A 26,086-nucleotide genomic window follows, 5' to 3' on the forward strand; every position below is an offset into this window, starting at 1 on the left:
CCTTTGTCGTTGGTTCATGTCATCAGAAGTGGGTGTTGATGCTCATGTAGTAGGTGCGGCCCGGTTCGTTGTAGGTGGCCGCGCCCGCACCGGCGATGTTGATCGCACCGGTGTTCGGATCGCCGACGTTCTGCGCGTTGCCGGCGCGGAACTGGCGTTTATCGAACAGGTTGTCGATGCCGGCGGTGAGGCTGACGTTTTTGGTCAGATCATAGGTCGCGCTGGCGCCGACGACGGCGTAAGGGCTAACCTCGCGGGTTTCGCCGCCGGTGGCCGGTTTACCCTGGTAGTTGTACTTCTTCGGCTTCTGACGGCCGTACCAGGTCAGGGTGGACTGCATCGACAGATCCTGCGTGGCCTGCCAGCTGAGGGTCGAGTTGACGGTGAACTTCGGGATCACCGACAGGTAATCGCCGGTGGTCTTGTTCTTGTTCTCGATCATGTAGGTGGCGTTGTTGCTCCAGGTGACGGTCTCGCTGACCGGCACGTTCAGCGAGCCTTCCAGCCCTTGCACCACCGCCTTCGGCACGTTTTCCCACTGATAGACCGCCGTGCCGGTGCTGCTGGTGGCGATGCGGGAGTTACCCGCTTCAATCTTGTTGTGGTAATCGTTGCGGAAGTAGGTCACGCCGGCCAGCCAGCCGTCGTTATGGAACTCCAGCCCGATCTCTTTGTTGACGCTGGTTTCCGCCTTCAGATCGTCGTTGCCGAGCAGGTAGCAGCCGTTTCTGGTATCGCTACCGGCGCATCCCTGGCCTTTGCTGTACAGCAGATAGTTGCCGTTGGTCTGGAACAGGGTCGGCGCCTTGTAGGAACGGGCGATGCCCATCTTCAGCGTGAAGTAGTCGCCCAGTTCCTGCGACAGGTTCAGCGCCGGGCTCCAGTTGTTGCCGGATTCCGAATGCAGATCGTAGCGCAGACCCGGCGTCAGCATGGTGGTGTCGGTCAGTTCAATGTTGTCTTCGGCGAACAGCGAGAAGATATGCGCGGAAGCGTAAGGGCTGCGCGTACCGGTCGTCATGCCGGGAATGGTGCCGCCCATCAGCGTTTGGCTGGTGGAGGTGCCGTCCTTCATCCGTTGCTGGCTCCATTCGGTACCCAGCGTAGCGGTTTGCGCGACGCCCAGCTCGAACGGCACGCTGACTTCGCTGTGCGCCAGGAAGTCATCCAGCTTGGTGGTGCCGAAACCGGTGTTCTTGGTATCGAAGATGCCTTCGGTGCCGCCGGCCAAGCCTTCGTTCAGGCGGGTGTTGCGGGTGCGTTCGAACTGCACGTAGTTGTTGGTGCTCACGCCGTTGTCCCAGGCGCCGCGGTGGGTCAGGCCGAAGGTTTCACGGTAGATGCGGTTGGTCTCTTTGCCGTAGTTGCTCTGTACCAGGGCGTTGGTGTTGGTGTTCTGGGTATCGCCGGCGTACAGGTTGCCCTGGCGGCCATAGGCGTATTCGAACTCCAGCGACTGCAGATGGGCGAAATCCCAGTGCAGCAAGGCGTCGATGTTTTTATCGACCACCCCTTCGCGCCCGGCGGGCACGCTGTTGGCGTAGGCGCCGACGCGTTCGGATTTGTGCGATTCGTTAATGTCCCAGGCGTCGGCCTGCGTTTTGCTGTAGCCGCCGAACAGGCGGAAGCTCAGGGAATCGCTCAGCGGCCCGGACAGGCTGAAATCGGTGCGCTTGGTGGCGCCTTCCTGCTTGTGCTGCGGCACGTTGAAGTAGCCGTTCAGCGAGCCGTGCAGCGCATCGCCGGCCTTCTTGGTGATGATGTTGACCACGCCGCCTGCGGCGCCGTTGCCATAGCGCGCCGCAGCCGGGCCGCGCAGCACTTCGATGCGTTCGATCATTTCCGGCGGCACCCAGGCGGTATCGCCGCGTGAGTCACGTTCGCCGCGCCAGCCCTGACGCACCGAGTTGCGGCTGGAGGCCGGTTTGCCGTCGATCAGAATCAGGGTGTTTTCCGGGCCCATGCCGCGGATATCGATCTGGCGGTTGTTGCCGCGCTGGCCGCTGGTGGAGTTGCCGGTCAGGTTAACCCCGGGCATGGTGCGGATCAGCTCGCTGATGTCGCGCGCCGGCGGGCGTTTCTTGATCTCATCGGCGGTGATGGTGGATACCCCCGGCGCCTGCAGGTTCTGCCGGGCGGCGGTCACGACGATGGTGTCTTCGCCGCGCGGCTTTTTATCCGCTGCGCCGCTGTTTTCTTCCGTGGTGGGGGTGTCGGTCTGCTGCGCGGCGTTGGCGAACGCGGACGCGCCCAATCCCAAGCCGATAAGAGTGGCCAAAGAATAACGTGATAGCTTGCTTTTCATTTGAGTGTCCTACCTTGCTGCCATCCCTTGCCGAACGGGGGGAAAGGCGGTTGTAGTTTTTGTGTAGTCGGAATAGAAAATCGGCTGCGGCAAGGGATGCCATTGATGTATCCCCGATCACTGTCCGTTGCGCGCAATACCAGCACGATCTCCAAGCCTTACACACTATTGCAAATGCAAATTATTATCAATAGTATTTGGCCTACAGTGTGTTCGGGCGGTGGCCGGCGATAGGGAAAAGTCGACGTTCCCGGTGCCGCCAACTACAAAATGGGTAGGCGTTGTGAATACAGAACTAGAGTCAGAAAGCAGCAGATTATTGGCCAGCAGCAATGCGGGCAGTCCAGGGTGGTGGTTGACGGTGGCACGACGCGGTACGCCATGGGTAGAACCGGCGGGTAACGGCCGGTGGCGAACCACCTTTTTCTGGCGCGATCCGCAGGGATGCGAATTGACTTCCGCCTACCGCCGGGTGTGGATCAACATCAACTGCCTGACCGACCACCATCAGCCGAATCCGCCGCAAAGCCTGCTGCGTTTGGCCGGTACCGACGTATGGTACTGGCAGACCGAGCTGAACGGCGCCTGGCGCGGCAGCTACTGCTTTATTCCTTGTTTTGACGAGCGGCCGCCGGCGTTCAGCGACGACGACGCGCACGCCAACATGCACAACCTGCGTCACTGGTGGCACCAGGTGTTCGCCTGCGCCACTCCCGATCTGCTCAACCCCTATCGCTCCTGGCAAAGCGCCAGCGGCCACAGCGTTTCCGGTCTGCACATGCCGGATGCGCCGCCGCAGCCGGTGTGGCGCTCGTTCGATGAGTATGAGATCGCCAGCGGGCGCTGCACGCCGCCGCTGCCGGCGCGTTTGCAGCGCCATACCTGGCAGAGCGAGCGTCTGGGCAACAGCCGCGATGTCTGGATCTACACCACCGGCGACAGCAAGCCGGCCGAACGCCCGCTCGCGATCCTGCTCGACGGCCAGTTCTGGGCGAAGCAAATGCCGGTCTGGGCGCCGTTGATGCAACTGACCCGCGAGGGGGCGTTGCCGGAAGCGGTGTATGTGCTGATCGACATCATCGATCTGCCGCACCGGGCGCGTGAGCTGACCTGCAAGGACGATTTCTGGCTGGCGGTGCAGGAAGAACTGATGCCGCAACTGGCCGAATGGGCGCCGCACAGCGACAATCCGGCCGAGACGGTGGTGGCGGGGCAAAGCTTTGGCGGCCTGGCCTCTCTGTACGCCGGGCTGCGCTGGCCGCAGCGCTTCGGCGCGGTGATCACCCAGTCCGGCTCCTATTGGTGGCCGCGGCGCGACATGCTGCAGCTGCCGAGCATTCCCGACGACGCCTGCTGGCTGATGCAACAGGTCGAACGCCACGGCCTGGGCAACCACGGCGCGCTGAAGGTATTTATGGAAGCCGGTACGCAGGAAAAGCTGGTGCATCAGGTCAGCGGGCAAATGGCGGCGCGCCTGAGCGAAGCCGGCCATCGGGTGCACTACCGGGTGGTGGAAGGCGGGCACGACGCGCTGTGCTGGCGCAGCGGCCTGACCGACGGGCTGCAGGCGGTGTGGGCTTCCGCTTTCGCCACCGCTTATCCGGCATCGGTAACGACAGCGGCACAAGGAACGCAGGATGGAAAGCCTGAATCCGTTCGATGATCAACAGCAGCGCAGCCTGGTGCTGCGCAACGTACAACAACAATACAGTTTGTGGCCGGATTTCCGCGCCATTCCACCCGATTGGACGATCGTATTTGGCCCGGCGGCGCGCACCGAGTGCGCCGAGTGGCTGGAACAGCATTGGCAAGATATTCTGCCGGTCGCAGCACGCAAGGCGTGACCGGCGCCTGGTAATCACGGGAGCAATAAGCAGTGTCACACACCCCTAACTCTCTCAGCGGCCCGGCGCTTGCGGGCGAATGGCCGCTGGTCGCGGCGCAACCCGGCATTTGGGTCGCCGATCAAATCTCTCCGCATCGCAATGCTTACGCGGTGGCGCATGCCATCGAACTCAACGGCCCCGTCGCCGTGGAGCCCCTGCTGCAGGCCATCACTCAGGGTCTCGGCGAGGTGGACATGCTGCGGCTGCGTTTTGCGGAACGCGACGGCGTGCCGGTGCAATGGCTGGATGACTCGCTGGCGGTGCACGAGCCGGAACGGGTCGATCTGACGACGTCGCCGGATCCCGAAGCCGCCGCTCGCGCGCTGATGGACATCGATCTGACGAGCGATCTGCGCGCCGGCAGCGGCGCACCGCTGTATCGCCATGTGGTGATGCGCCTGGCGGACGATCGCTGGTTCTGGTATCAGCGTTATCACCATCTGCTGGTGGACGGTTTCAGCTTCACCGCCATCGCTCGCCGCGTGGCGGCGATTTATACCCATCTTTGCCGCGGCGACGCGCTGGAGCCAACGCCTTTCACGGCGTTCAGCGACGTGGTGGCGGAATACCAGGCTTACCGGCAGGCGCCGGCCTGGCAACGCGACGCCGATTTCTGGCGCGAAAAAGCGCGGCAGCTGCCGCCGCCGGCCACGATCTGCCCGCAGCCGCTGGCCGGGCAAACGCCCACGCCGCGCATCCACCGGCTGGAACAGCGCTGCGATCCGCAGGCCTTCGCCGAACTGGTGCAGCGTGGCGCGCAGCAGAAGCTGAACGCCGCCGATATGGCGGTGGCGTTGGTGGCGCTGTGGGTATCGCGCCTGAGCGGCCAACCGAGCTTCAGCGCCGGTTTTATCTTCATGCGCCGTACCGGCTCGGCCGCCTTGTGCGCCGCCGGCCCGGTGATCAATGTGCTGCCGATGGAGATGCATCTCGAGCCGCAGGCCACGCTGTATGAGGCCGCCGCACGCATCAGCCGCGAGCTGAAAACGGTGCGCCGCCATCAGCGCTACGACGCCGAACAGGTGCAGCGCGATCTGGGGCGCATCGGCGACGGCGAACCGCTGTACGGCACGGTCTTCAACTTCAAAATGTTCGATTACCAGCTGGATTTCGCCGGCATCGAGGGCATTACCCACGATCTGGCCTCCGGGCCGGTGCGCGATCTGGAGATTGCGCTGTTTATCGATGAACACCACCAATTGAAGGTGGAGCTGCTGGCCAATGCCGAACGTTACAGCTGTCAGGAGCTGCAGGCGCACCTGCAACGGTTGCCGCTGCTGCTGGCGCAGTTCGCCGCGCAGGCAACGTTGCCGATCGGCGAGGCCGATATGCTGACCGCCGACGATCGCGCGCTGCTGGCGCGGGTCAACGACACGGCGCATCCGGTGCCGGCGACCACGCTGAGCCAATTGCTGGCGCAGCAGGCGCAAGCCACGCCGGACGCGCCGGCGTTAGCGGATGCGCATTTCAGCTTCACCTACCGCGAAACGCGCGAGCAGGTCACGGCGCTGGCGCGCCAACTGGTGGCGCAGGGCGTGCGGCCGGGCGACATCGTGGCGGTGGCGCTGCCGCGGTCGGTGTTCCTGTCGCTGGCGTTGATGGCGATCGTCGAAGCGGGCGCCGCCTACCTGCCGCTGGACACCGGTTATCCGGACGAGCGGCTGGCGATGATGCTGGAAGACGCCGCGCCCCGCTTGCTCATCACTCACCCGGCGCAGCAGGCGCGTTTCGCCGACAAGGGTGACATGTTGCTGTATGACGCGCCGCTGGCGGCCGATCACGCCGCCGGGGTGGCGATCGCGGGCCCGACGCCGGACCATGCGGCCTATATCATCTTTACCTCCGGCTCCACCGGGCGCCCGAAAGGCGTGCTGGTCGGCCATCAGGCGATCGTCAACCGCCTGCTGTGGATGCAACACCAGTATCCGCTGGGGGCGGACGACGCGGTGCTGCAGAAAACGCCGTGCAGTTTCGATGTCTCGGTGTGGGAATTCTTCTGGCCATTGATGGTCGGCGCCCGGCTGGTGATGGCGCCGCCGGAGGCGCACCGCGATCCGCAGCAGCTGCAACAGCTGATCGCCCAACACCGCATTACCACGATGCACTTCGTACCGTCGATGCTGGCGGCTTTCGTTGCCGCCCTGGACGACGACGTGGCGGTGGCGAGCTGCGCCGCGCTGCGCCAGGTGTTCTGCAGCGGCGAAGCGCTGCCGGCGGAGCTGTGCCGCCTGTGGCAAAGCCGCACGGCGGTGCCGTTGCACAACCTCTACGGCCCGACCGAAGCGGCGGTGGACGTGACCTGGCATCCGGCCTACGGCGAGGCGCTGGCGAAGGTGACCGGCGCCAACGTGCCGATTGGCCTGCCGGTGTGGAACACCGTGCTGCGCATTCTGGACGCGCGTCTGCGGCCGGTGCCGCCGGGCGTGGCGGGCGATCTGTATCTGACTGGCGTCCAGTTGGCGCACGGCTACCTTGGCCGGCCGGATCTGACCGCCAGCCGCTTTGTCGCCGATCCGTTCGGTGAGGGCGGGCGCATGTACCGCACCGGCGACGTGGCGCGCTGGCTGCCGGACGGCGCGGTGGAATATTTGGGCCGCAGCGACGATCAGCTGAAGATCCGCGGGCAGCGTATCGAGCTGAGTGAAATCGACCACGCCCTGCTGTCGCTGCCGGGCGTGCGCCAGGCGGTGACGCACGCGCGGGTGCTGCAGGGCACGCCGGTGGACGCCGGCGGCGATGCGCGCCAGCTGGTGGGTTATCTGGTGATGCAGCCTGGCGCGAGCTGGGATGCGGAAGCCCTGCGCGCGGCGCTGGCCGACCGTCTGCCGCCGCACATGGTGCCGGTGGCGTTGGTGGAAATGCGCGATTTGCCGCTGAGCGCCAACGGCAAGCTGGATCGCAAGGCTCTGCCGCAGCCGCAGGGCGGTGAGCGCAAGGCAGGGCGTCCGCCGCAGGCCGGGTTGGAAAGCGAGATCGCCGCGGTATTCGCCCGCCTGCTGCAGCGCGAGCAGGTGTTCGCCGACGACGATTTCTTCGCGCTGGGCGGCCATTCGCTGCTGGCGATGCGTCTGGCGGCGGAGCTGCGCCGCGATCTGGGCAAGGCGGTGTCCGTCGGCCAGGTGATGGTGGCGTCGCGCGTCGAGCAACTGGCCGCCTTGCTGGCGGAAGATCGCACGCAGGAAGAGGCCGATCGCAGTGGCTTCGACAGCGTATTGCCGCTGCGCGTCACCGAGGGGCCGACGCTGTTCTGTCTGCATCCGGCGTCCGGTTTCTCCTGGCAGTTCAGCGTATTGCCGCGCTATCTCGATCAGCACTGGTCGCTGGTCGGCATTCAGTCGCCGCGGCCGGACGGCCCGCTGGCGCTGAGCGAAGACATGGACCAGGTGGTGGAGGCGCACCTGCAGACGGTGCTGCAGGTGCAGCCGCACGGGCCGTACCACTTCATCGGCTACTCGCTGGGCGGCACGCTGGCCCAGGGCATCGCCGCCCGGCTGCAGGCGCGCGGCGAGCAGGTGGCGTTCCTCGGCCTGCTGGATACCTATCCGCCGGAGACCCAAAACTGGGACGTGATGCTGGACGACAACGTGTTGAAGGAAGTGCAGCGCGAGCGCGAACAGTTCCTGGCGGTGTCGCAGGATACGCTCGATCCGGCGCTGGGCGAGACGCGCACCATGATGTTCGACAACATCGAAGCCAACTACGCCGATTCGGTGCGGTTGCTGTCGCACACGCGGACCGCCCGCTTCCACGGCCAGGCGACGCTGTTCGTCGCCAAACGCACGTTGCAGGCAGGGATGGACGTGCAGCAGACCTGGTCGCAGTATGTCGATGCGCTGCAGGCGCACGAGCTCGACTGCGCGCATGTCGATATCGTTTCGCCGGCCTCGTTCAAAGTGCTGGGGCCGCTGCTGAACCGGATTTTGCGCACGCTGTAATAACGCCCGTCATCTCGCCGCCAGGCACGGGGATTGCCCCGCGTTTGGCGGCGTTTCTTGCGTCCGCTCACAATTGAATATCAATGATTTCTATTATCATTATTGATTTCGTTATCTGTGCTAGCATAGCGCTCCGCAACTGCAGAATCCCCGTTTAAAGATGTGGTGAACAACCGATGAGTAGCAAACCCTCCATCCTGCTTGATTTTAGCCTGCTGAAAACCCACCGGGCCTTTCGCGCGGTATTCTGCGCGCGTTTCATCTCCATTGTGGCGCTGGGGCTGATGGCGATCGCCATCCCGGTGCAGATCCAGGCGCTGACCGGTTCCACCCTGCAGGTTGGGTTGGCGGTGACGCTGGCCGGCGGCGGCATGTTCGCCGGGCTGCTGATGGGCGGCGTATTGGCCGATCGCTATGAGCGGCGCCGGTTGATCCTGTTCGCGCGCTCCACTTGCGGCATCGGGTTCGTCGGCCTGTGCCTCAACGCCCTGTTGCCGTCACCTTCGCTGGCGGCCATTTATCTGCTGGCGGTGTGGGACGGTTTCTTCGGCGCCGTGGGGGTGACGGCGCTGCTGGCGGCCACGCCGGCGCTGGTGGGCCGCGAAAACATCGTGCAGGCGGGCGCCATCAGCATGCTGACGGTGCGCTTCGGCTCGATTCTTTCCCCGGCCATCGGCGGCCTGGTGATCGCCCATATGGGCATCGCCTGGAACTACGGCCTGGCGGCGTTCGGCACCCTGTTGACGTTGCTGCCGCTGCTGAGCCTGCCGCAGCTGATGCCGCCGCCGCAGCCGCGGGAACATCCGCTGCGCGCGCTGGCGGGCGGTTTCGCCTTCCTGTTCCAGAACAAGGTGATCGGCATGGTGGCGCTGATCGGCGCGTTGCTGACCATGGCCAGCGCGGTGCGCGTGCTGTACCCGGCGATGGCGGAAAGCTGGCGCATCGACGCAGCCCACCTCGGTTATATGTACGCCGCCGTGCCGCTCGGCGCGACTATTGGTGCGTTCACCAGCGGGCGCGTGGCGCACGTGGCGCGCCCCGGTTGGGTGATGCTGCTGACGGCGATCGCGGCTTTCGCCTCTATTGGCCTGTTCGGCCTGATGCCGTGGTACAGCCTGGCGTTGCTGTGCCTGGTGGCGTTCGGCTACCTGAGCGCGCTGAACTCGCTGCTGCAATACGGCCTGATCCAGGGCCTGACGCCGGACAATTTCCTTGGCCGCATCAACGGCCTGTGGACGGCGCAGAACGTGGTGGGCGATGCGCTGGGCGCGTTGCTGCTGGGGGCGATGGGCGCCTTTATGCTGCCGGCGATGAGCGCCAGCGGTTTCGGCTTCGGCGCGGCGCTGCTCGGCATCCTGTTGCTGTTCGCCATGACCGGTTTGCGCCAGGTTACGCTGCACAAACCGGAGCCTCAGAACGAGCCTCAGCCGGCCAGTGAAAAGTAACTCGATGCGTTAATGCGACGCTGTGGGATCAAATAGCAATGCTTATCATCGGCATGCGTAAAACCCACAGCGTTTATGTCATGATTTCGAAATGAAAGAAGTGCTTACGTTTATTGACATAGCAAATATCGGCGAGTAATTTAGCGCGGAATCAACTCAAATGATAATCATTATTATATTGGTTATCACTTCAAATTCTTGAGGGCGAAGCGATGGTTACTGCCGTGAACGACATCAATCGAAAGGAAATGCAGGAGCGCGAAGAACACCGGTTCGCCGCTGATTTTTCTCCGGCGTCGGGCTTCTTCTTTACCTCCCCTTACCGCAGCTTGACCACCACCGGTTGTTTCAGCCGCATTCGCCTGCCGGCCGCGGACGGCGCCGATCTGAACGGCGAGTTCCAGCGCCGCGTGCGGCAGGCGTTTGCCGAGGCCCGTCAGGCCGGCATCAAAAAGCCGCTGCTGTGCGGCGCCATCCCGTTCGATACCCGGCAGCCTTCGGCGCTGTTTGTTCCCCAGCAGAGCCGCTGGTTCGACCGCGCCGCCTTTATGGCCGGCGTTCGGCCTTCGGCGAACGGCCCTGAACTGGCCGGGGTGACGGAGCTGCCGCCGCAGCAGACGTTCATGAACATGGTCAGCGACGCCGTTGCCGCGATGAAGGCCGGTGAGCTGGATAAAGTGGTCTTGTCGCGCCTGCTGGAGATCGAAACGCGCCAGCCGGTGGATCGCCATGCGCTGATGGCGCGCGTGATCGCCCAGAACCCGCACGGTTTCCACTTCCATGTGCCGCTGGAGCAGGGCGCGCTGTTGGGCGCCAGCCCAGAGCTGCTGCTGCGCCAGGACGGCGGCCGTTTCTATTCCAACCCGCTGGCCGGTTCCGCCCGGCGCGAGGCCGATCCGCAGCGCGATCGCGAAGTGGGGGAGCGGCTGATGGCCTCGGCGAAAGATCGCCACGAGCACCGCATCGTCACCGAAAGCATGCGCGACGTGCTGGCCGGCCGCTGCCGCTACCTGAACGTGCCGCACACCCCTGAATTGCTGACCACCACCACGCTGTGGCATCTCTCCACGCCGATCGACGGCGAGGCGGCGTCTCCGGACGAAAACGCCCTGTCGCTGGCCTGCCTGTTGCACCCGACGCCGGCGCTGTGCGGCATGCCGACGGCCGAGGCGCACGCCCTGATCGGCAAGCTGGAGCCGTTCGATCGCGGCCTGTTCGGCGGCATCGTCGGCTGGTGCGACGATGAAGGCAACGGCGAGTGGGTTGTGACTATCCGCTGTGGCACCGTTGACGGCAACCGGGTGCGGCTGTTCGCCGGCGCCGGCATCGTGGAAGACTCTTCACCCGAATCTGAATGGCATGAAACAGGTACCAAACTCAGCACCATTCTGCGTGCCTTTGGTATGAATCAAGGATAACGACAAGATGAGCATTGCCTTTACCCCCTGGCCGGCGGAGTTCGCCAGCCGCTATCGCGAGCGCGGCTACTGGATTGACAAGCCGCTGACCGAGATCCTCGACCGCCAGGCCAATAACGACGCTCCGGCGATTATCGACGCCCAGGGCAGCCTGACCTACCGCGAGCTGCAGCAGCGCTCCGATCGCCTGGCGGCCGCTTTGCTGCGCCGCGGCGTGAAATCCGGCGACACCGCGCTGGTGCAGCTGGGCAACGTGGCGGAATTTTATATCGTGTTCTTCGCGCTGCTGAAAATTGGCGTGGCGCCGGTCAACGCGCTGTTCAGCCATCAGCGCAGCGAGCTGAACGCCTATGCCGAGCAGATCAAACCGGCGCTGCTGATCGCCGATCGCCGGCACGCGCTGTTTGCCGACGATCAATTCCTGAACGCCTTCCGCGATGCGCATCCTTCGCTGCGTGCCGTGGCGCTGCGCAGCCAGCCCGAGGGCGAGCTGGCGCTGGCCGCCTGGCTGGAAGAAACCAGCGACGGTTTTGTCGCGCAGCCTTCCGCGGCCGATCGGGTGGCGTTCTTCCAGCTTTCCGGCGGCAGCACCGGCACGCCGAAGCTGATCCCGCGCACCCACAACGATTACTACTACAGCATTCGCCGCAGCGTGGAGATCTGCCGTTTCGACGCGCAGACCCGCTATCTGTGCGCGCTGCCGGTAGCGCACAACTACCCGATGAGTTCGCCGGGCGTGCTGGGCGTGTTTTATGGCGCTGGGCTGGTGGTGTTCGCCGCCGATCCGGACGCCGCGCAGTGCTTCCGCCTGATCGAACAGCATCAAATCAACGTGACGGCGCTGGTGCCGCCGGCGGTCACGCTATGGCTGCAGGCGATCGAAGAGTGGGGCGGCAATGCCCAGCTCGCCAGCCTGAAACTGCTGCAGGTGGGCGGCGCCAAGCTGGGCGAAACGCTGGCGGCGCGCATTCAGAATGAAATCGGCTGCCAATTGCAGCAGGTGTTTGGCATGGCGGAAGGGCTGGTGAACTACACCCGGCTGGACGACGACGAACGCCACATCCTGACGACGCAAGGGCGGCCGATGTCGCCGGACGACGAAGTGTGGGTAGCGGATGACGACGGCAATCCACTGCCGGCGGGTGAGATCGGACGGTTGATGACGCGCGGGCCTTACACCTTTCGCGGTTACTACCAGAGCCCGGCGCACAACGCCGACGCCTTCGACGCCGACGGTTTCTACTGCTCCGGCGATCTGATCAGCATTAGCGAAGACGGTTACATCACCGTGCAGGGGCGGCAGAAAGACCAGATCAACCGAGGCGGAGAGAAGATCGCCGCCGAGGAGATCGAGAACCTGCTGCTGCGTCATTCGGACGTGATCAACGCCGCGCTGGTGTCGATGCCGGACGCGCTGATGGGGGAGAAGAGCTGCGCCTATATCATCGCCAACGCGCCGCTGAAGCCGGTGGTGCTGCGTCGCCACCTGCGCGAACAGGGTGTGGCGGACTTCAAACTGCCGGATCGCTTTATTCAGGTGGACAGCCTGCCGCTGACTCCGGTCGGCAAAGTGGACAAAAAACGGCTGCGCGAGCAGCTCGACGCGCAACTACAGACTCAGGCTCAGGGAGATTAATTGATGGCCATTCCAAAACTTAATGATTACGCGCTGCCGACGGCGGACGAACTGCCGCAAAATAAAGTCACCTGGCAGGTAGAACCGCAGCGCGCCGCGCTGCTGATCCACGACATGCAGCAGTATTTCCTCAATTTCTGGGGCGAAGACAGCGCGCTGATTAAACAGGTGGTGGAGAACATCGCCAACCTGCGTCGTTACTGCAAACAGCAGGGCATTCCGGTGTTCTATACCGCGCAGCCGAACCAGCAGAGCGATGAAGATCGCGCGCTGTTGAACGACATGTGGGGGCCGGGCCTGAACAAACACCCCGAGCAGCAGGCGGTGACCGCCGCGCTGGCGCCGGACGAAGACGACACAGTGCTGGTGAAATGGCGCTACAGCGCTTTCCACCGCTCGCCGCTGCAGGAGATCCTGCAGGAGTCCGGCCGCGATCAGCTGATCATCTGCGGCGTGTATGCCCACATCGGCTGCCTGACCACCGCCATCGACGCCTTCATGCGCAACATCCAGCCTTTCATGGTGGCCGACGGCCTGGCGGACTTCTCGCGTGACGAACACCTGATGGCGCTGCGCTACACCGCCGGCCGCTGCGGCCGGGTGGTGACCACCGCGTCTCTGCTGCCGGCGGCCGGCATCGCCAGCATCGACGCGTTGCGTCAGCAAATCCTGCCGCTGCTGGACGAAGACAGCGAAGAGATGGGCAACGATGAAAACCTGATTGATTACGGTCTGGATTCGGTGCGCATCATGGAGCTGGCGACCCGCTGGCGCAAGATCCGCGGCGATATCGACTTTATCGCGCTGGCGCGCAATCCGACCATCGACAGCTGGTGGGCGCTGCTTTCCGAAGAGAAAGCCTGATTTTAATAATGAAAAGAGGGCGGCCGCGCGGTCGCCCCGTTGGCTCTATAAGGAGATTTCGATGAATGCTTTGATCACCAAGGGAAAACGGGCGGCATTTCCGCTGATGCTGCTGTCCACGCTGCTGTTCTCCAACACCCTGCAGGCGCAGACCGCGCCGGACGTGCTGCGCAAGCCGGTCGGCAAGGGCGCCTATGAAATGGCCTACAGCCCGAGCGAAAATGCGCTCTACCTGGCCACGTCGCAGAGCCGCAAGCTGGATAAGGGCGGCATCGTCTACCGCCTGGATCCGACCACGCTGGACGTGACCCAGATTATTCATAACGACATCAAGCCGTTTGGCGCCGCCATCAACGCCAAGACCGGCACGCTGTTCTTCGGCAACACCGTCAATAACTCGGTGACCGCCATCGACGCCAAGACCGGCGACGTAAAAGGCCGTCTGGTGCTGGACGCGCGCCAGCGCTCCGAGACCGTCAAGCCGCTGGCGCCGCGCGAGCTGGTGGCGGATGCCGACAGCAATACCCTGTATATCACCGGGCTGGGTGAATCCAGCGTGGTGTGGGTGGTGGACGGCAAGGATCTGACCCTGCGCGCCACCGTGGCCGACACCGGCAAATACGGCACCGGCCTGGCGCTGGACGCCGCCGCCAAGCGCCTGTACGTCACCAACGCCGACGGCGAGTTGGTGACCATCGATACCCAGAGCAACAAGGTGCTGTCGCGCAAGAAGCTGGATGCGTCCAAAGAGCACTTCTTCCTGAACCTCAGCCTGGATACCGCCACCCATCGCGCCTTCATCACCGATTCCAAGCAGCCGCAGGTGCTGGTGGTGGATACCCGCAACGGCAACATCCTGAGCAAGATAGACGTGCCGGAATCGTTGGCGGTGCTGTTCAACCCGGCGCGCAATGAAGTCTACGTCACCCACCGCCAGGCGGGCGAAGTGAGCGTGATTGACGCCAAGAGCTACAAGGTGCTGAACACCATCAAGACGCCGACCCATCCGAACAGCCTGGCGCTGTCGCCGGATGGCCAGACGCTGTACGTCAGCGTCAAGCAGGCTTCCAGCCGCGAAAAAGAGGCGACCGCGCCGGACGACGTGATCCGCGTAGCGCTGAAGTAATCCCGCGCAGAATAACCCCCCTCGAACAGGCGAAGCGGCGACGCTCCGCCTGTTTTTTTTCGCCGTGCGATCTGCGGTATAAAGTGTGGATTGCCTTATTGATCCGAAGGAACGTTGGTTATGCCTGCCTCACGCACACCGCGGTTGTTGTCCGTTATCACCCTGCTGCTGCTGGCCGCGCTGATCCACAGCGGCATCAGCCCTTACGATCGCACCACCTGGTTGATGGAGGTGGCGCCGGTATTGATTGTTTTGCCGCTGCTGTGGCTGACCCATCGCCGTTATCCACTGACGCCGCTGCTCTATACGCTGATTTTCTTCCACGCGCTGATCCTGATTTTCGGCGGCATGTACAGCTACGCCCGCGTACCGCTGGGGTTTGAGGTGCAGCAGTGGCTGGATCTTGGCCGCAACCCGTACGACAAACTGGGGCATTTCTTCCAGGGGCTGGTGCCGGCGCTGGCGGCGCGCGAGATCCTGCTACGCGGCGGTTATGTGCAGGGCCGCAAAATGCTGGGCTTCGTGGTGTGCTGTATCGCGCTGGCGATCAGCGCGGTGTATGAGCTTATCGAGTGGTGGGCGGCGCTGGCGCTGGGCCAGGGCGCCGATGAGTTTCTCGGCACCCAGGGCGACCCGTGGGACACGCAGTCCGACATGTTCTGCGCCTTGCTCGGCGCGATAGCCGGTCAATGGCTGTTTGGTGGCTGGCAGGATCGGCAACTGCGGCGTTTAAAGGCGTAAGCCCGGCGGCGGTTGAGCCTGGTGAAAATGGATATTTCTCGTGCCGCCCGGTATTTGCCGGGCGGCATTTTTAATGTCGACATGATAAAAATCGACAATCATCAGTTAAATGTTTGGCGCCCTGTGAGACAGCACAATGTTATTTCCCATATTTATGTTTATTTAGCTTTTTATGCGCTTTTCTAGGAATTTTCTTAACTCATGCCGTGTGCTACTATTCTCATGTTTAACAAGGGCTAATTATTATTAATTAGTTTTTTGAGCGGGGAACAATGAGATACATAATTAATAATAAGATTAAATATCATGAGGATAGATCAGAGTTGGTGGATCTCAACGCTGAGCTGCCGCCTCAACCGCTCACCGCCACGCTGAACCGCCTGCTGTCCGCGTTGGTCAGAAACAATAACCTGGTGGTCTCCCGCGATACCCTGCTGACGCAAGTATGGGAAGCGCACGGCCAGGTGGCCTCCGGCAATAACCTCAATAACACCATTTCCATCCTGCGCAAGATGTTCGCCGCCATGGGCGAGGACGACATTATCGTCACGTTGCCGCGCCAGGGATTCATGTTTACCGCCGCTTCGTTGAAGACGACGGATAGCCTGGCGGAGAGTTTGCCGGAGATGCCGATCCTGGCGGCTGCAGAAAACCCCTTGCCGACCAGGCCGCTGCGAGTGCAGCGATTTAAGCGCTTCGGGTTGGCCGCGTTGCTGCTGCTGGCGGCGGGGAGCGGGATTTTGGCCTGGCAGGAGACGGGGTATCCCTCGGCCAGTTTGATGACGGTGGGTAAGATCGGGAGCTGTAATGTGCAATTTGTCACTTCCTATCACAATGTCGGCCCCGGCGAGATCGACCTGAACCACCTGAAGAACATGTTGCAAGAGAAGAAAACGGCAACCTGCGGCGAGCCGGCGACGTTGCTTTATTATGACAGCCAGGCCCTGGTGCCAAATGCCAGTGGACGGGTCAGAGCATCTTATTTCTATTATTGTCCGCAAGAGGCCATGACCTCGGGCAAAGTACAATGTGAGAACTACTATGAAAGCAGGGGTCTATAGCTCGGTATGCCGCCACGGTTATGCGATTGCCGCGGCGGTGGCCGTGCTGGTATGCAGCGTTTCTGCTTATTTTTTATTTTTTAAACCGCAAATTCCGGAATGTACGGCGGTTGAACGTTTCGTCAACCAATATGAAGGAAAAATGCTGGAGAGAACGCTGCTGATAAGCGTGGTCCCTGATGGGGTGAGGCATGCCACCATACTGTTTAACGGCAGTGTGTTTTACGATGGCAAGCGTTACATCATTGAGCGTTCCCTGGGGATAGACTACCGAAAATGGGGGGGCAACTACGAATTTCGGGTGCGGGAAAATATCAAAAAGCCGCCGGACACGCTACAAAATGAGGCGCTGAACCGCAGTTTACCAATGGAAGGGCAGACGATTCACCTGCGTATTGAACGCATGGATGCACGCCATTATCTGTTTGTGGATAACCATGCGCCGTATTATGTCTGCGTGACGTCATCATAACAGCAGCCTGCGCCCCCGGTACGACCGAGGGGCAAGGTGGATTCATAGCCCAGGTGCTATTTTAAAATGAATTAAGATATCGTTATTTTTTTATGTAATTGTTAATGCACGGGCTATTGCTCGCCCGCGGGCAATAGGTTAACCACTGTTCGTCCTTCTCTGCGCCCTCATTGCGAATGTTGTCATAGTAATAGACATCCGCCCGGTATTGGCAGTCGAAGCCGGCTTGCCGTATCTCTCGCTTAATATTTGCCAGCTCGCCGCTGCCTAACCGCATGGTGTAAATTTGGCAATTTTGCTCATTGCCCAACGGATAAACGCTGATGCGCGTGCTGTTTTGGTAAAGCACAATCGCGGCAAACGGCACTAAACAAGCGGCCATGATCATAATTAAGCGCTGTACCGAGCGGCGAAAGTTCGGCGTTCTTGCCGGCGGCGGCGTTGACGCTATTTCGGTTTCGCTATAATCATTATTATTAATCTCACTGGCTTTTATATCCATCTGTTGAATGCTTGCGGCATTAAATTTAAACCCCTGGCGGGGGTAGGTCACAATAATATCCTCTACGCCGAACTGCGCCAATGACTTACGCAGGCCGGAAACGTAATTATTCAGGTTGTTATTGGAGGCTTTGAGCCCATGCTCAACCCAGACATCATTAAGCAACCTCTCTCGCAGCAGCAGCTTATCATTATTTCGAATAAACAACGAAAGCAATCTGCCGGTCGGTTTAAGTAACGCTATTTTATTGCTGGCATTATCAATATGCGACAGCGTGCCCTCATCCTCATTAAAGAGGATGTCTTCATTTATGATAAAAATCATTTCATTTACCCATCAACTTTCCTGTCGAGGGATTATTCTGAGACCTGATGCACCTTTTTTCAATCCTCACGTTGTGTGTAAATAGGATTTTTCTCTCTATCCGTATAATTGACATGAAATGTTTATCTGCTTACAAGTTTTTTTAAATAAATATTGATAATTAAATTCTATTTTTTAGCATTAAAATCTATTTTATTGTTATTTTATCGATAACAATCCTGTGTTTTTGTATTTTTGCGACATAACATTTCAAAACGAGATCGGAGGGTGTAAATTTGTTCCCACTGATACGGAGCGCAAAACGCTATGTATTAGCCACGAATACAACGCTCAGGAATAAAGCTGCGGCATTGCATGCGTGACTTACGGATTTAATTTACTCCACTACTTACTAAGGAATGTAAGGGATTTATATGAAACTGAATAAAATTATGCTGGCCGCCGTTATGGCATTTGGTGTTTCTTCTCTGGCGCACGCTGCTGACCAGGGCCACGGTAAAGTGACCTTCAGCGGTTCTATCATTGACGCTCCTTGCTCAATCGCGCCTGAATCTCTGGATCAGACCGTTGAACTGGGTGCAATCTCTAACGTGGCGCTGAAAAACGGCGGTAAATCCACCCCGCGCAACTTCCAGATCAAGCTGGAAAACTGTGAGCTGACCACCAAGAATCCAGGCAAAAACAACACCGTTGCGCTGACCTTCTCCGGTTCCGCTTCTGAAGCCGACAGCAAACTGCTGGGCATCACCGGTACCGCTAAAGGCGCCGGCATCGCCATCACCGACGGCGCAGGTACCAACATCGAGTTGGGCAAACCTTCTAAAGCGCGTGAGCTGCAAAACGGTGCCAACACCCTGAGCTTCGCCGCTTACCTGCAGGGCAGCTCGGCTTCCACCGCCGTGATCGTCCCGGGTGAGTTCCAGTCTGTAGCCGACTTTACCCTGGCTTACCAGTAAGTCGTTACCTGACGAAATACGTGTGATTATCGGGCATGCGGGGCAACCCGCATGCCATTTTCAAAGCAGCATGATTTCACCAGGGAATGGCAATGAACGAACAAATAAAAGAAATAGGGGCTTTTTGCCTATTGCTGGCGCCATTTTTCATTTCCCAGCAGGCGATCTCTGCCGTGCAGGGCGAAGGGCGCGTCAATATGCAAGGGGCTATTATTGACACCGCCTGTGCAATAGCAACGGAAAGCCGAGAGCAAATTATCGATATGGATATTATGCCTGTCTCAGATATTGCGCGCGACGGCAGAGGTCGATCGGTGCCATTCAGTATTGAATTGGTGAATTGCGTGCTCGAACGCGCCGATAAAAACTTACCGGACTGGAAACAGTTTCGCATTACGTTTGACGGCAATAGCGATGGTGAAATGTTTGGCATTAGCGGTAATGCCTCCGGTATTGCGCTGAAAATTACCGATGCCGACGGCAATATTGCCACGCCAGGGAAATCTCTTCCGTCGGTAAATATATTGCCGGGGAATTACCGTCTGAATTACGCCATGACGTTAATCAGTAACCAGCGGCCATTGAAGGCCGGGGACTATTTCTCATCAGTGCGCTTCAAAATGGATTATTACTGAGCCGGCTGATGAGTCAGGGAAATCAATAAATTAAAAGGTCTTGGAAATGATGTTTTTACCTGCCGGGAAACCGTTTCGTTTGCATATTCTCAGCGCCTGCGTGGCGCTGGTGCTGGGCAGCTTGGCGAGCAAAGCCGGCGCGGTGGAAGACATCCAGTTCAATACCGACGTGCTCGACGTGAACGATCGCAAAAACATCGATCTGAGCCAGTTCTCGCGCGGCGGCTACATTATGCCCGGCCAGTACGGCATGGTGGTGCACGTCAATAAAATCGATTTGCCGGAACAGCCGGTGGCGTTTTACGCACCGGACGACGACGCCGGCGGCAGCCGCGCCTGCCTATCGCCAGAATTGGTGGCGCAGCTGGGTATCAGGGATGAGGCGCTGAAAAAGTTAACCTGGTGGCGCGAAGGCGCCTGTCTGGACGAGGTCAGCCTGCCGGGCATGGAGGTGCGGGGTGAGTTGGCTACGTCGGCGCTGTATCTGAGCATCCCCCAGGCTTATCTGGACTACGTTTCGGAGGACTGGGATCCGCCTTCGCGCTGGGACGAAGGTGTCCCCGGCGTGCTGCTTGATTACAACATTAACGCTCAGACCCAGCATCAGCTGCAGGCCGGCACGCGTGGTTACAGCGTCAGCGGCAACGGCACGGCGGGCGCCAACCTGGGGGCCTGGCGGCTGCGCGCCGACTGGCAAGGGAACCTGAACCACCAGACCGGCTCAGGGCAGTCAACCGATAAGCAACTGGACTGGAGCCGCTACTACGCCTACCGGGCGATCCCGGCGCTGCGAGCCAAGCTGACGCTGGGCGAGGACTACCTGGATTCCGGGTTGTTCGACAGCTTTCGCTTCGGCGGCGTAAGCCTGCGATCCGACGACAACATGTTGCCGCCCAACCTGCGCGGTTACGCGCCGGAAGTCAGCGGAGTGGCGAAGAGCAACGCCAAGGTGACCGTGAGCCAGCAGGGGCGGGTGCTGTATGAGACCACCGTCGCCGCCGGGCCGTTTCGTATCCAGGATCTGAACGATGCGGTTTCGGGCGACCTGGATGTGCGGGTGGAGGAACAGGACGGCAGCGTGCAGGAGTTCAAAATGAGCACCGCCAGCATTCCGTACCTGACGCGCCCCGGTTCGCTGCGTTACAAGCTGGCGGCGGGCAAGCCGTCGGATATGGATCACCGCTACCAGGGGCCGATGTTCGGCACCGGCGAGTTCTCCTGGGGGGTGAGCAACGGGTGGTCGCTGTTCGGCGGGGCGCTGCTGGGCGGGGATTACAACGCGGCGGCGCTGGGTATCGGCCGCGATTTGATGCTGCTGGGCGCGCTGTCGTTCGACGTCACCCAGTCGCGCGCCAAACTGCCGTATAACGGCGAGACGCTGAGCGGCGGTTCTTACCGCCTCAGCTACTCGAAAAGCTTCGACGAGCTGGACAGCCAGGTGACCTTTGCCGGCTACCGCTTTTCCGAGCAGAACTTTATGAGCATGAGCGAGTACCTGGACGCGCGCCAATACGGGCAGCGGTTCGGCAACAGCAAGGAGATGTACACCATCACCTACAACCAGCAGCTGCGTGATATCGGGTTGAGCGCGTATCTCAACGTTAGCCACCAGACCTACTGGGATCGGCCGGCCAACGATCGCTACAGCCTGACGATGTCACGCTATTTCGATCTCGGGGATTATAAAAACCTGAGTCTGTCGCTGTCGGCGTACCGCAACCGCTACAACGAGACCAACGACGACGGCATGTATCTGTCGCTGTCGCTGCCGTGGGGCAACGGCGCCACGCTGAGCTACAACGCCACGCTCAACCGTGACGACAGCACCCACCGGGTGGGGTACTACGATCGTATCGACGATCGCAGCAACTACCAGATCAGCGCCGGCGGTTCACGCAGCGGCGCCAACCTGAGCGGCTACTACAACCGCGATGGCGATCTGGCGCGGATGAGCGCCAACGCCAGCTACCAGCAGGACCGGTACAGCGCCATCGGCGGTTCGCTGCAGGGCGGGATGACGTTGACCGCCGAAGGCGGGGCGCTGCACCGCAGCAACATGGCCGGCGGGACCCGGCTGCTGCTGGATACCGAAGGGGTAGCCGGGGTGCCGGTGCGCGGCTACGGCAGCACGATGGCGACCAACCGCTGGGGCAAGGCGGTCGTGGTAGACGTCAACAGCTACTACCGCAACAAGGCCAGCATCGATCTGGACAAGCTGGGCGATAACGCCGAGGCCACCACTTCGGTGGTGCAGGCGACGCTGACCGAAGGCGCCATCGGTTACCGCAAGTTTGCGGTGATCGCCGGGGAGAAGGCGATGGCGGTGATCAAGCTGGCGGACGGCGGCGAGCCGCCGTTCGGCGCCACGGTGCTGAACGCGCGTAAACAAGAGACCGGCATCGTTAACGACGGCGGCAGCGTTTACCTGAGCGGCATCAACGCCGGCGATCGCATGACGGTGCGCTGGAACGGCGCCGAACAGTGCGAAGTGCAGATGCCGACGCCGCTGCCGGCCGAGATGCTGACCGCCAATTTACTGCTGCCGTGCCGGGCATTAAGCGCCGGTTCGGGCGGCGACGAACACTGAATTAAGGAGTTTTTATGATGAGCAAACGTAACGCTATCGGCCTGCTGGCCACCACTTCGCTGCTGGCCTGCGCGCTGGCGCCAACCGCGCAGGCGGCTATTGCGCTGGATCGCACCCGGGTGATTTTCGACGGCGGCGTGCAGTCGGTGAGCCTGAGCGTGAGCAACCAGAACAAGCAGCTGCCGTACCTGGCGCAGGGCTGGCTGGAGGACGAACAGGGCAACAAGATCCAGAGCCCGCTGACGGTATTGCCGCCGGTGCAGCGCATCGAGCCGGGCAAGCCGAGCCAGGTGAAGATCCAGGCGCTGCCGGCGGCGAAAATGCTGCCGCAGGACCGCGAGACGCTTTACTACTTCAACCTGCGCGAGATCCCGCCGAAGAGCAACAAGCCGAACTCGCTGCAAATCGCGCTGCAGACGCGCATCAAGCTGTTCTACCGCCCGGCGGCGATCGCGCCGGACCGCAACGATAGCGGCGCCGTGGCAGGAGCAGCTGACGCTGAGCAAGCAGGGCGACAAATATGTGGTCAACAACCCGACGCCGTACTACGTCACTCTGGTTGACGCCGCCAGCCGCAAGGGCGTTGAAGGCGCCAAAGGGTTTGAACCGCTGATGGTGCCGCCGAAGGGCAGCCTGCCGCTGACGGTGAGCGCTGGCAGCGTGGGGAACAGCCCGGTGCTGACCTATATCAACGATTACGGCGGCCGGCCGCAGTTGAGCTTCAGCTGCTGCGGGTGCGGTCTGCAAAGTGGTGCCGGAGAAGAAAGCGTCTTAGGGGCAGGCCGCAATACATCACCGCCGACGGTAATCAGACAGGCAAAGGGATATGCTGAAGGGGAGAACGGGCTGGTTTTCCATCGCCGTTTTCGATTAACGAAAGGATAATTGAATTTTTATTTATATCAGTGATTACCCTATGTTAAAACGGATGGCTTTTCCTTTTTTTATTTATTTTTATTCCGTTAATGTTTTTTCCGCCGCGTGGGAAATGAAAACGGAATATCGGCCGATAAATGCGACTTACGGCCATTTTGTTGCAAAAATTATTGCCTGGGATACGGAGGACAAAACCCCTAATCCATTATATGGTTGTAATTCTGGTCAGGAATATTGCTATCTTGCATTTGTTAATGGTAACACCCCATTTATGAATAAAGTGTATTTTTCAGGTGTTACAACCAGTAAAACATTGGGTGAACTGGGTAAAAAATTTATCCAGAATGGGTTACTCAATCGGGAGTATCGTAGTAAAGATTATGACTACCCGAATCAACCGCATTGCATTTACTTTGGTTATAACACCCCTACAGGTAATAGCTCATGGGGGGTAATTAGGTTTCCCGGCGGCGAACAGTGCCGGGTGCCGGAGATCGTACCCAACGTGTGTGAGTTACGTGAGCCGCTGGTGGAGTTGGATCATGGCATGCTGCGGGCCGAAGTGATTAACGGCAGTACGGCTGAAGCGCAATTGACGGTGGCCTGCACGTTTAATTTCAAAGTAAGAATTATGAGTTCAGATCGGTCTGGGACGGTTTATTTTAACGATAAAAAACAGTTTCGCAGCGAATTGAAATTAGACGGCGTCAATGTGGGGGATGGCTTGTTGATTACCGCGACGCCGGCCGGAAAAACCTTAACGCTGACATCAACGCTTGCGGGATATGACGGCAGCGTGGGGGAGTTTCAGGGGGCGAAAAGCATCATCATTTCGTTACCGTGATTATTAATGATGCTTTAGGCTTTTTACGAAAATAAGTTAATGATTCGCGGTGTGCAAAAGGGGTGCATGCTTGTAGGGCGTGATATATCGATTGATAGGGAGATAAATAAAGTGAATATCGCATCGAATATAGCCTACATGTTTTTTCTGACAATGATGGCTTGCTTACTGACGAACATGCCGGCTTGGGCCGCCACCACGGTATCGGTCAGGGTGACCGTGCTGGCGCCGCTGCCTTGCGTGATCAACGGCAATCAGCCGATCGAGGTGAATTTCGGCGATGAGGTGATGACGACGCGCGTCAATGGCGAAAATTATCGCACGCTCGTCGACTATTCGGTGACCTGCGACAAACCGGGAAAGAACGGCATGCGGCTGTTGATTGCCGGCACCGGAGCGGGGTTCGACGGCAAGCTGCTCCAGACCAACGTCGGCGGCCTGGGCATTGCGTTTTTAAACAACGGTGCGCGTATCGCGTTGAACAGTTGGCAGAATTTCACCTTTCCCGTTTTGCCGAAGCTGGAGGCGGTGCCCGTGAAGCAGGCGAACGCTACGCTGCCGACGGGGGAGTTTACGGCCTCCGCCACGTTGCGTGTCGATTATCAATGAACCGGGAGACGAACATGAAACAGGGCGTTGCCGTGATGCTGTTGTGTGCTAGTAGCCTGGTCGGCCATTCCGTTCAGGCGGCCGAAGAGGTCGCCATGCACCTGAAAGGGACGCTGCGCGTGCCGCCGCCCTGTCGCATTAACGACGGCGGTGTGATCGAAGTGGATTTTGGCCAGCGCGTCGGTATCAACAAAGTCGATGGCGTCAATTACCGGCAGGCGGTGAATTACCGCATCCAATGTGATTTACCCGGTGCCCTGCCGTGGGAGCTGACGTTGACCTTTAAGGGCAACGCTGCGTCCTTTGATAACGCCGCGTTGCAAACCGATAACGGCAACCTCGGTATCCGCTTGTACCGGGATGACAAACCGTTCGCCCCGAACAGCAGCATCAAAATCGATCCTGCGAATCCGCCGCGTTTGGAAGCGGTGCCGGTTGCCAAAGCGGGCGTGCCATTGAAAGAAGGCGCGTTCGCCGCCACGGCGACGCTGCAGGCGAATTACCTTTGAGCCCACGCTCGGCGGCCGGGAGAAAGAAGAGGAAAAATGCATGGAGAGGATAAGTAAAACGGCGATGTGGCGAGGCGTTATCGGCGTGGGGTTGCTGATCGGCGCGAGCGGGTGTTGGGCCGCAGCTGACAATATGCATTTCAGCGGCGCATTGGTCGCCGAGCCTTGCACGCTGCGGCCGGGTGATGAGGATATCCGCCTGGATTTCGGTACGGTGATCGATAAGTACCTGTATACCTATGGCCGTACTCCCGGCAAGGCGTTCAGTCTGGTGCTGCAGGATTGTGACATCAGCCTGGGCAACACGGTGAAGGTGACCTTCAGCGGCGCTGAAAGCGGTGCGCTGCCAGGTCTGCTGAAGCCGGATGGCGGCAGCCAGGCGACGGGCATCGCCCTGGGGTTGGAAACGATGGCGGGGGCGCCGCTGGCGCTGAATAAGCCGAGTGAGGGATACGTCATCGGCAAAGGCAGCAACAGTTTACAACTGCAGGTGTACGTTCGGGGCGAACCAGAGGCGATAGCGCAAAAGAGCATCGGTCTGGGGGCGTTTTCGTCTGTCGCGACTTTCGGCCTGGAATATGAGTAAGCGTGTTTAGCGTGACGGCAAACGGCCCTAAGCGCCCATTTTATCAGGAGAGAACTATGACAGGGAAACAGACGGTGCGTGACTGGGCATACCTGCGCGGTGAACTGGGCTATTACGCCTCGTTGGGCGGCCTGGCGCTGATGGCGCCGCTCAGCCTGGCGGCCATGATGTGGCTGCTGCCGGCGGCGCAGGCCGTCGATAACTGGGAAGTGGATGGCGCTAACGGCGTGCTTTATGTCAGGGGGGCATTGACCGAAAGCGCCTGCCGGCTGGAGATGGACAGCCTGCGGCAGGAAGTCTGGCTGGGTGAGGTAGCGACCGGGTCATTGACGCAAACCGGCGATCGCGGCGCGGCGGTAAGCTTTGCGCTGCGGTTGCGCGACTGCCTGCGCAGCCCGGCGGCGAACCGGGATGAACGCACCGGTGCGCTGAGCTGGGCAGCGGATCAGCCGGCGGTGCGGGTGAGCTTCCGTGCACCGGCCGATGCGGACAGCCCGCAGTTGGTGAAAGCGCAGGGCGTGAGCGGTATGGGGCTGCGCCTGCTGGATGCCCAGGGCGAAGACATTCGCTTGGGCAGCCGCGGCAAGCCGCTGTGGCTGACGCCGGGCAGCAACGTGTTGAACTACAGCGTGATGGCGGAACGTACCGGCGCGCCTCTGCGGGCGGGGAGTTTTGATGCCGTGGTGGATTTTAGCTTGAGTTATGACTAATTGGGGGAGGCGTGCGCGTGAAACGGCGATCTTTGCCCGAATCTTGCAGAAGCTATGGC

21 protein-coding genes and 1 pseudogene are annotated in these 26,086 nt (G+C 60.5%); 20 read left to right on the forward strand and 2 right to left on the reverse strand.

From position 1 onward, the window contains the following. Positions 1–22 precede the first annotated feature (22 nt). Positions 23–2,305, reverse strand: coding sequence for a TonB-dependent siderophore receptor (locus tag ACORQT_RS01365; RefSeq protein WP_047025052.1), 2,283 nt, complete (start codon positions 2,303–2,305; stop codon positions 23–25). Positions 2,306–2,588: 283 nt separating this feature from the next. Between ACORQT_RS01365 and fes the strand changes: the two genes are divergently transcribed. The 11 genes from fes (at position 2,589) to ACORQT_RS01420 (ending at position 16,889) form a co-directional block, all read left to right on the forward strand. Further along, positions 2,589–3,968, forward strand: a complete 1,380-nt coding sequence (fes, locus tag ACORQT_RS01370; RefSeq protein WP_080273360.1) for an enterochelin esterase — start codon at positions 2,589–2,591, stop codon at positions 3,966–3,968. Then, positions 3,943–4,149, forward strand: a complete 207-nt coding sequence (locus ACORQT_RS01375; protein ID WP_033644173.1) for an MbtH family protein — start codon at positions 3,943–3,945, stop codon at positions 4,147–4,149. The genes fes and ACORQT_RS01375 overlap by 26 nt, the downstream gene beginning before the upstream one ends. A 32-nt stretch (positions 4,150–4,181) precedes the next feature. Further along, entirely contained in the window at positions 4,182–8,126 is a 3,945-nt protein-coding gene (locus ACORQT_RS01380; RefSeq protein WP_164057955.1) for an enterobactin synthase subunit F, read from the forward strand. A 176-nt stretch (positions 8,127–8,302) separates the two neighbouring features. Continuing rightward, entirely contained in the window at positions 8,303–9,571 is a 1,269-nt protein-coding gene (gene entS / locus ACORQT_RS01385) for an enterobactin transporter EntS (protein ID WP_042783486.1), read from the forward strand. 212 nt (positions 9,572–9,783) lie between these two features. Continuing rightward, the gene (locus ACORQT_RS01390; protein ID WP_046688082.1) at positions 9,784–10,989 is read left to right on the forward strand and encodes an isochorismate synthase; all 1,206 of its coding nucleotides are present in this window, start codon (positions 9,784–9,786) and stop codon (positions 10,987–10,989) included. 7 nt (positions 10,990–10,996) lie between these two features. After that, positions 10,997–12,625, forward strand: a complete 1,629-nt coding sequence (locus ACORQT_RS01395; protein ID WP_164057956.1) for a (2,3-dihydroxybenzoyl)adenylate synthase — start codon at positions 10,997–10,999, stop codon at positions 12,623–12,625. Between the two features lie 3 nt (positions 12,626–12,628). After that, positions 12,629–13,489: an isochorismatase gene (locus ACORQT_RS01400; protein WP_046898181.1), complete on the forward strand. Its 861-nt coding sequence runs from the start codon at positions 12,629–12,631 to the stop codon at positions 13,487–13,489. Between the two features lie 106 nt (positions 13,490–13,595). After that, positions 13,596–14,615, forward strand: coding sequence for a 7-bladed beta-propeller protein YncE (gene yncE, locus ACORQT_RS01405; protein WP_415640876.1), 1,020 nt, complete (start codon positions 13,596–13,598; stop codon positions 14,613–14,615). A gap of 120 nt (positions 14,616–14,735) precedes the next feature. Continuing rightward, positions 14,736–15,356, forward strand: coding sequence for a DUF2238 domain-containing protein (locus tag ACORQT_RS01410; protein WP_089192454.1), 621 nt, complete (start codon positions 14,736–14,738; stop codon positions 15,354–15,356). 326 nt (positions 15,357–15,682) lie between these two features. Continuing rightward, positions 15,683–16,417 (forward strand): winged helix-turn-helix domain-containing protein, encoded by a 735-nt coding sequence (locus tag ACORQT_RS01415; RefSeq protein ID WP_233501983.1) that lies wholly within the window; start codon positions 15,683–15,685, stop codon positions 16,415–16,417. Next, positions 16,398–16,889: a hypothetical protein gene (locus tag ACORQT_RS01420; RefSeq protein ID WP_147839156.1), complete on the forward strand. Its 492-nt coding sequence runs from the start codon at positions 16,398–16,400 to the stop codon at positions 16,887–16,889. Before ACORQT_RS01415 ends, ACORQT_RS01420 begins: the two co-directional genes overlap by 20 nt. Positions 16,890–16,971: 82 nt before the next feature. On the opposite strand, the gene ACORQT_RS01425 is transcribed toward ACORQT_RS01420, so the two are convergent. Beyond that, a complete protein-coding gene (locus tag ACORQT_RS01425; RefSeq protein ID WP_089192456.1) occupies positions 16,972–17,715 on the reverse strand; it encodes a winged helix-turn-helix domain-containing protein in 744 nt (247 codons plus the stop codon). 413 nt (positions 17,716–18,128) lie between these two features. Between ACORQT_RS01425 and ACORQT_RS01430 the strand changes: the two genes are divergently transcribed. From ACORQT_RS01430 to ACORQT_RS01470, 9 genes and pseudogenes are all read left to right on the forward strand, one after another. Further along, positions 18,129–18,671: a fimbrial protein gene (locus ACORQT_RS01430; RefSeq protein ID WP_072626553.1), complete on the forward strand. Its 543-nt coding sequence runs from the start codon at positions 18,129–18,131 to the stop codon at positions 18,669–18,671. A 92-nt stretch (positions 18,672–18,763) separates the two neighbouring features. Then, entirely contained in the window at positions 18,764–19,306 is a 543-nt protein-coding gene (locus tag ACORQT_RS01435) for a fimbrial protein (RefSeq protein WP_164058192.1), read from the forward strand. A gap of 46 nt (positions 19,307–19,352) precedes the next feature. After that, positions 19,353–21,893, forward strand: coding sequence for an outer membrane usher protein (locus tag ACORQT_RS01440; RefSeq protein WP_089192459.1), 2,541 nt, complete (start codon positions 19,353–19,355; stop codon positions 21,891–21,893). A gap of 17 nt (positions 21,894–21,910) precedes the next feature. Further along, positions 21,911–22,668: pseudogene (locus tag ACORQT_RS01445) on the forward strand (fimbria/pilus periplasmic chaperone). 141 nt (positions 22,669–22,809) lie between these two features. Continuing rightward, positions 22,810–23,613 carry an MrpH family fimbial adhesin gene (locus ACORQT_RS01450; RefSeq protein ID WP_108680072.1) on the forward strand — a complete coding sequence of 268 codons (804 nt, stop codon included), beginning with the start codon at positions 22,810–22,812 and terminating at the stop codon, positions 23,611–23,613. A 111-nt stretch (positions 23,614–23,724) separates the two neighbouring features. Beyond that, positions 23,725–24,222 carry a fimbrial protein gene (locus ACORQT_RS01455; protein WP_233501946.1) on the forward strand — a complete coding sequence of 166 codons (498 nt, stop codon included), beginning with the start codon at positions 23,725–23,727 and terminating at the stop codon, positions 24,220–24,222. Positions 24,223–24,236: 14 nt separating this feature from the next. Beyond that, positions 24,237–24,731 carry a fimbrial protein gene (locus tag ACORQT_RS01460; RefSeq protein WP_042785628.1) on the forward strand — a complete coding sequence of 165 codons (495 nt, stop codon included), beginning with the start codon at positions 24,237–24,239 and terminating at the stop codon, positions 24,729–24,731. 40 nt (positions 24,732–24,771) lie between these two features. Continuing rightward, positions 24,772–25,317: a fimbrial protein gene (locus tag ACORQT_RS01465; RefSeq protein WP_391567288.1), complete on the forward strand. Its 546-nt coding sequence runs from the start codon at positions 24,772–24,774 to the stop codon at positions 25,315–25,317. Positions 25,318–25,373: 56 nt separating this feature from the next. Beyond that, the gene (locus tag ACORQT_RS01470) at positions 25,374–26,027 is read left to right on the forward strand and encodes a fimbrial protein (protein WP_042783498.1); all 654 of its coding nucleotides are present in this window, start codon (positions 25,374–25,376) and stop codon (positions 26,025–26,027) included. The last annotated feature ends 59 nt before the right edge of the window (positions 26,028–26,086 follow it).

Source organism: Serratia sp. (in: enterobacteria) (genome assembly GCF_052400455.1).
In the GTDB taxonomy this organism is placed as follows: Bacteria; Pseudomonadota; Gammaproteobacteria; order Enterobacterales; family Enterobacteriaceae; genus Serratia; species Serratia ureilytica.

Excerpts from the sequence above, each read along its gene's own strand:
- ACORQT_RS01450 (WP_108680072.1), top strand. The coding sequence starts at position 22,810 with ATGTTAAAACGGATGGCTTTTCCTTTTTTTATTTATTTTTATTCCGTT.
- ACORQT_RS01400 (WP_046898181.1), top strand. The coding sequence starts at position 12,629 with ATGGCCATTCCAAAACTTAATGATTACGCGCTGCCGACGGCGGACGAA.
- ACORQT_RS01460 (WP_042785628.1), top strand. The coding sequence starts at position 24,237 with ATGAAACAGGGCGTTGCCGTGATGCTGTTGTGTGCTAGTAGCCTGGTC.
- ACORQT_RS01410 (WP_089192454.1), top strand. The coding sequence starts at position 14,736 with ATGCCTGCCTCACGCACACCGCGGTTGTTGTCCGTTATCACCCTGCTG.
- ACORQT_RS01470 (WP_042783498.1), top strand. The coding sequence starts at position 25,374 with ATGACAGGGAAACAGACGGTGCGTGACTGGGCATACCTGCGCGGTGAA.
- ACORQT_RS01365 (WP_047025052.1), bottom strand. The coding sequence starts at position 2,305 with ATGAAAAGCAAGCTATCACGTTATTCTTTGGCCACTCTTATCGGCTTG.
- ACORQT_RS01420 (WP_147839156.1), top strand. The coding sequence starts at position 16,398 with ATGAAAGCAGGGGTCTATAGCTCGGTATGCCGCCACGGTTATGCGATT.
- yncE (WP_415640876.1), top strand. The coding sequence starts at position 13,596 with ATGCTGCTGTCCACGCTGCTGTTCTCCAACACCCTGCAGGCGCAGACC.
- entS (WP_042783486.1), top strand. The coding sequence starts at position 8,303 with ATGAGTAGCAAACCCTCCATCCTGCTTGATTTTAGCCTGCTGAAAACC.
- ACORQT_RS01430 (WP_072626553.1), top strand. The coding sequence starts at position 18,129 with ATGAAACTGAATAAAATTATGCTGGCCGCCGTTATGGCATTTGGTGTT.
- ACORQT_RS01375 (WP_033644173.1), top strand. The coding sequence starts at position 3,943 with ATGGAAAGCCTGAATCCGTTCGATGATCAACAGCAGCGCAGCCTGGTG.
- ACORQT_RS01390 (WP_046688082.1), top strand. The coding sequence starts at position 9,784 with ATGGTTACTGCCGTGAACGACATCAATCGAAAGGAAATGCAGGAGCGC.
- ACORQT_RS01395 (WP_164057956.1), top strand. The coding sequence starts at position 10,997 with ATGAGCATTGCCTTTACCCCCTGGCCGGCGGAGTTCGCCAGCCGCTAT.
- ACORQT_RS01425 (WP_089192456.1), bottom strand. The coding sequence starts at position 17,715 with ATGATTTTTATCATAAATGAAGACATCCTCTTTAATGAGGATGAGGGC.
- ACORQT_RS01440 (WP_089192459.1), top strand. The coding sequence starts at position 19,353 with ATGATGTTTTTACCTGCCGGGAAACCGTTTCGTTTGCATATTCTCAGC.
- ACORQT_RS01435 (WP_164058192.1), top strand. The coding sequence starts at position 18,764 with ATGAACGAACAAATAAAAGAAATAGGGGCTTTTTGCCTATTGCTGGCG.
- ACORQT_RS01465 (WP_391567288.1), top strand. The coding sequence starts at position 24,772 with ATGGAGAGGATAAGTAAAACGGCGATGTGGCGAGGCGTTATCGGCGTG.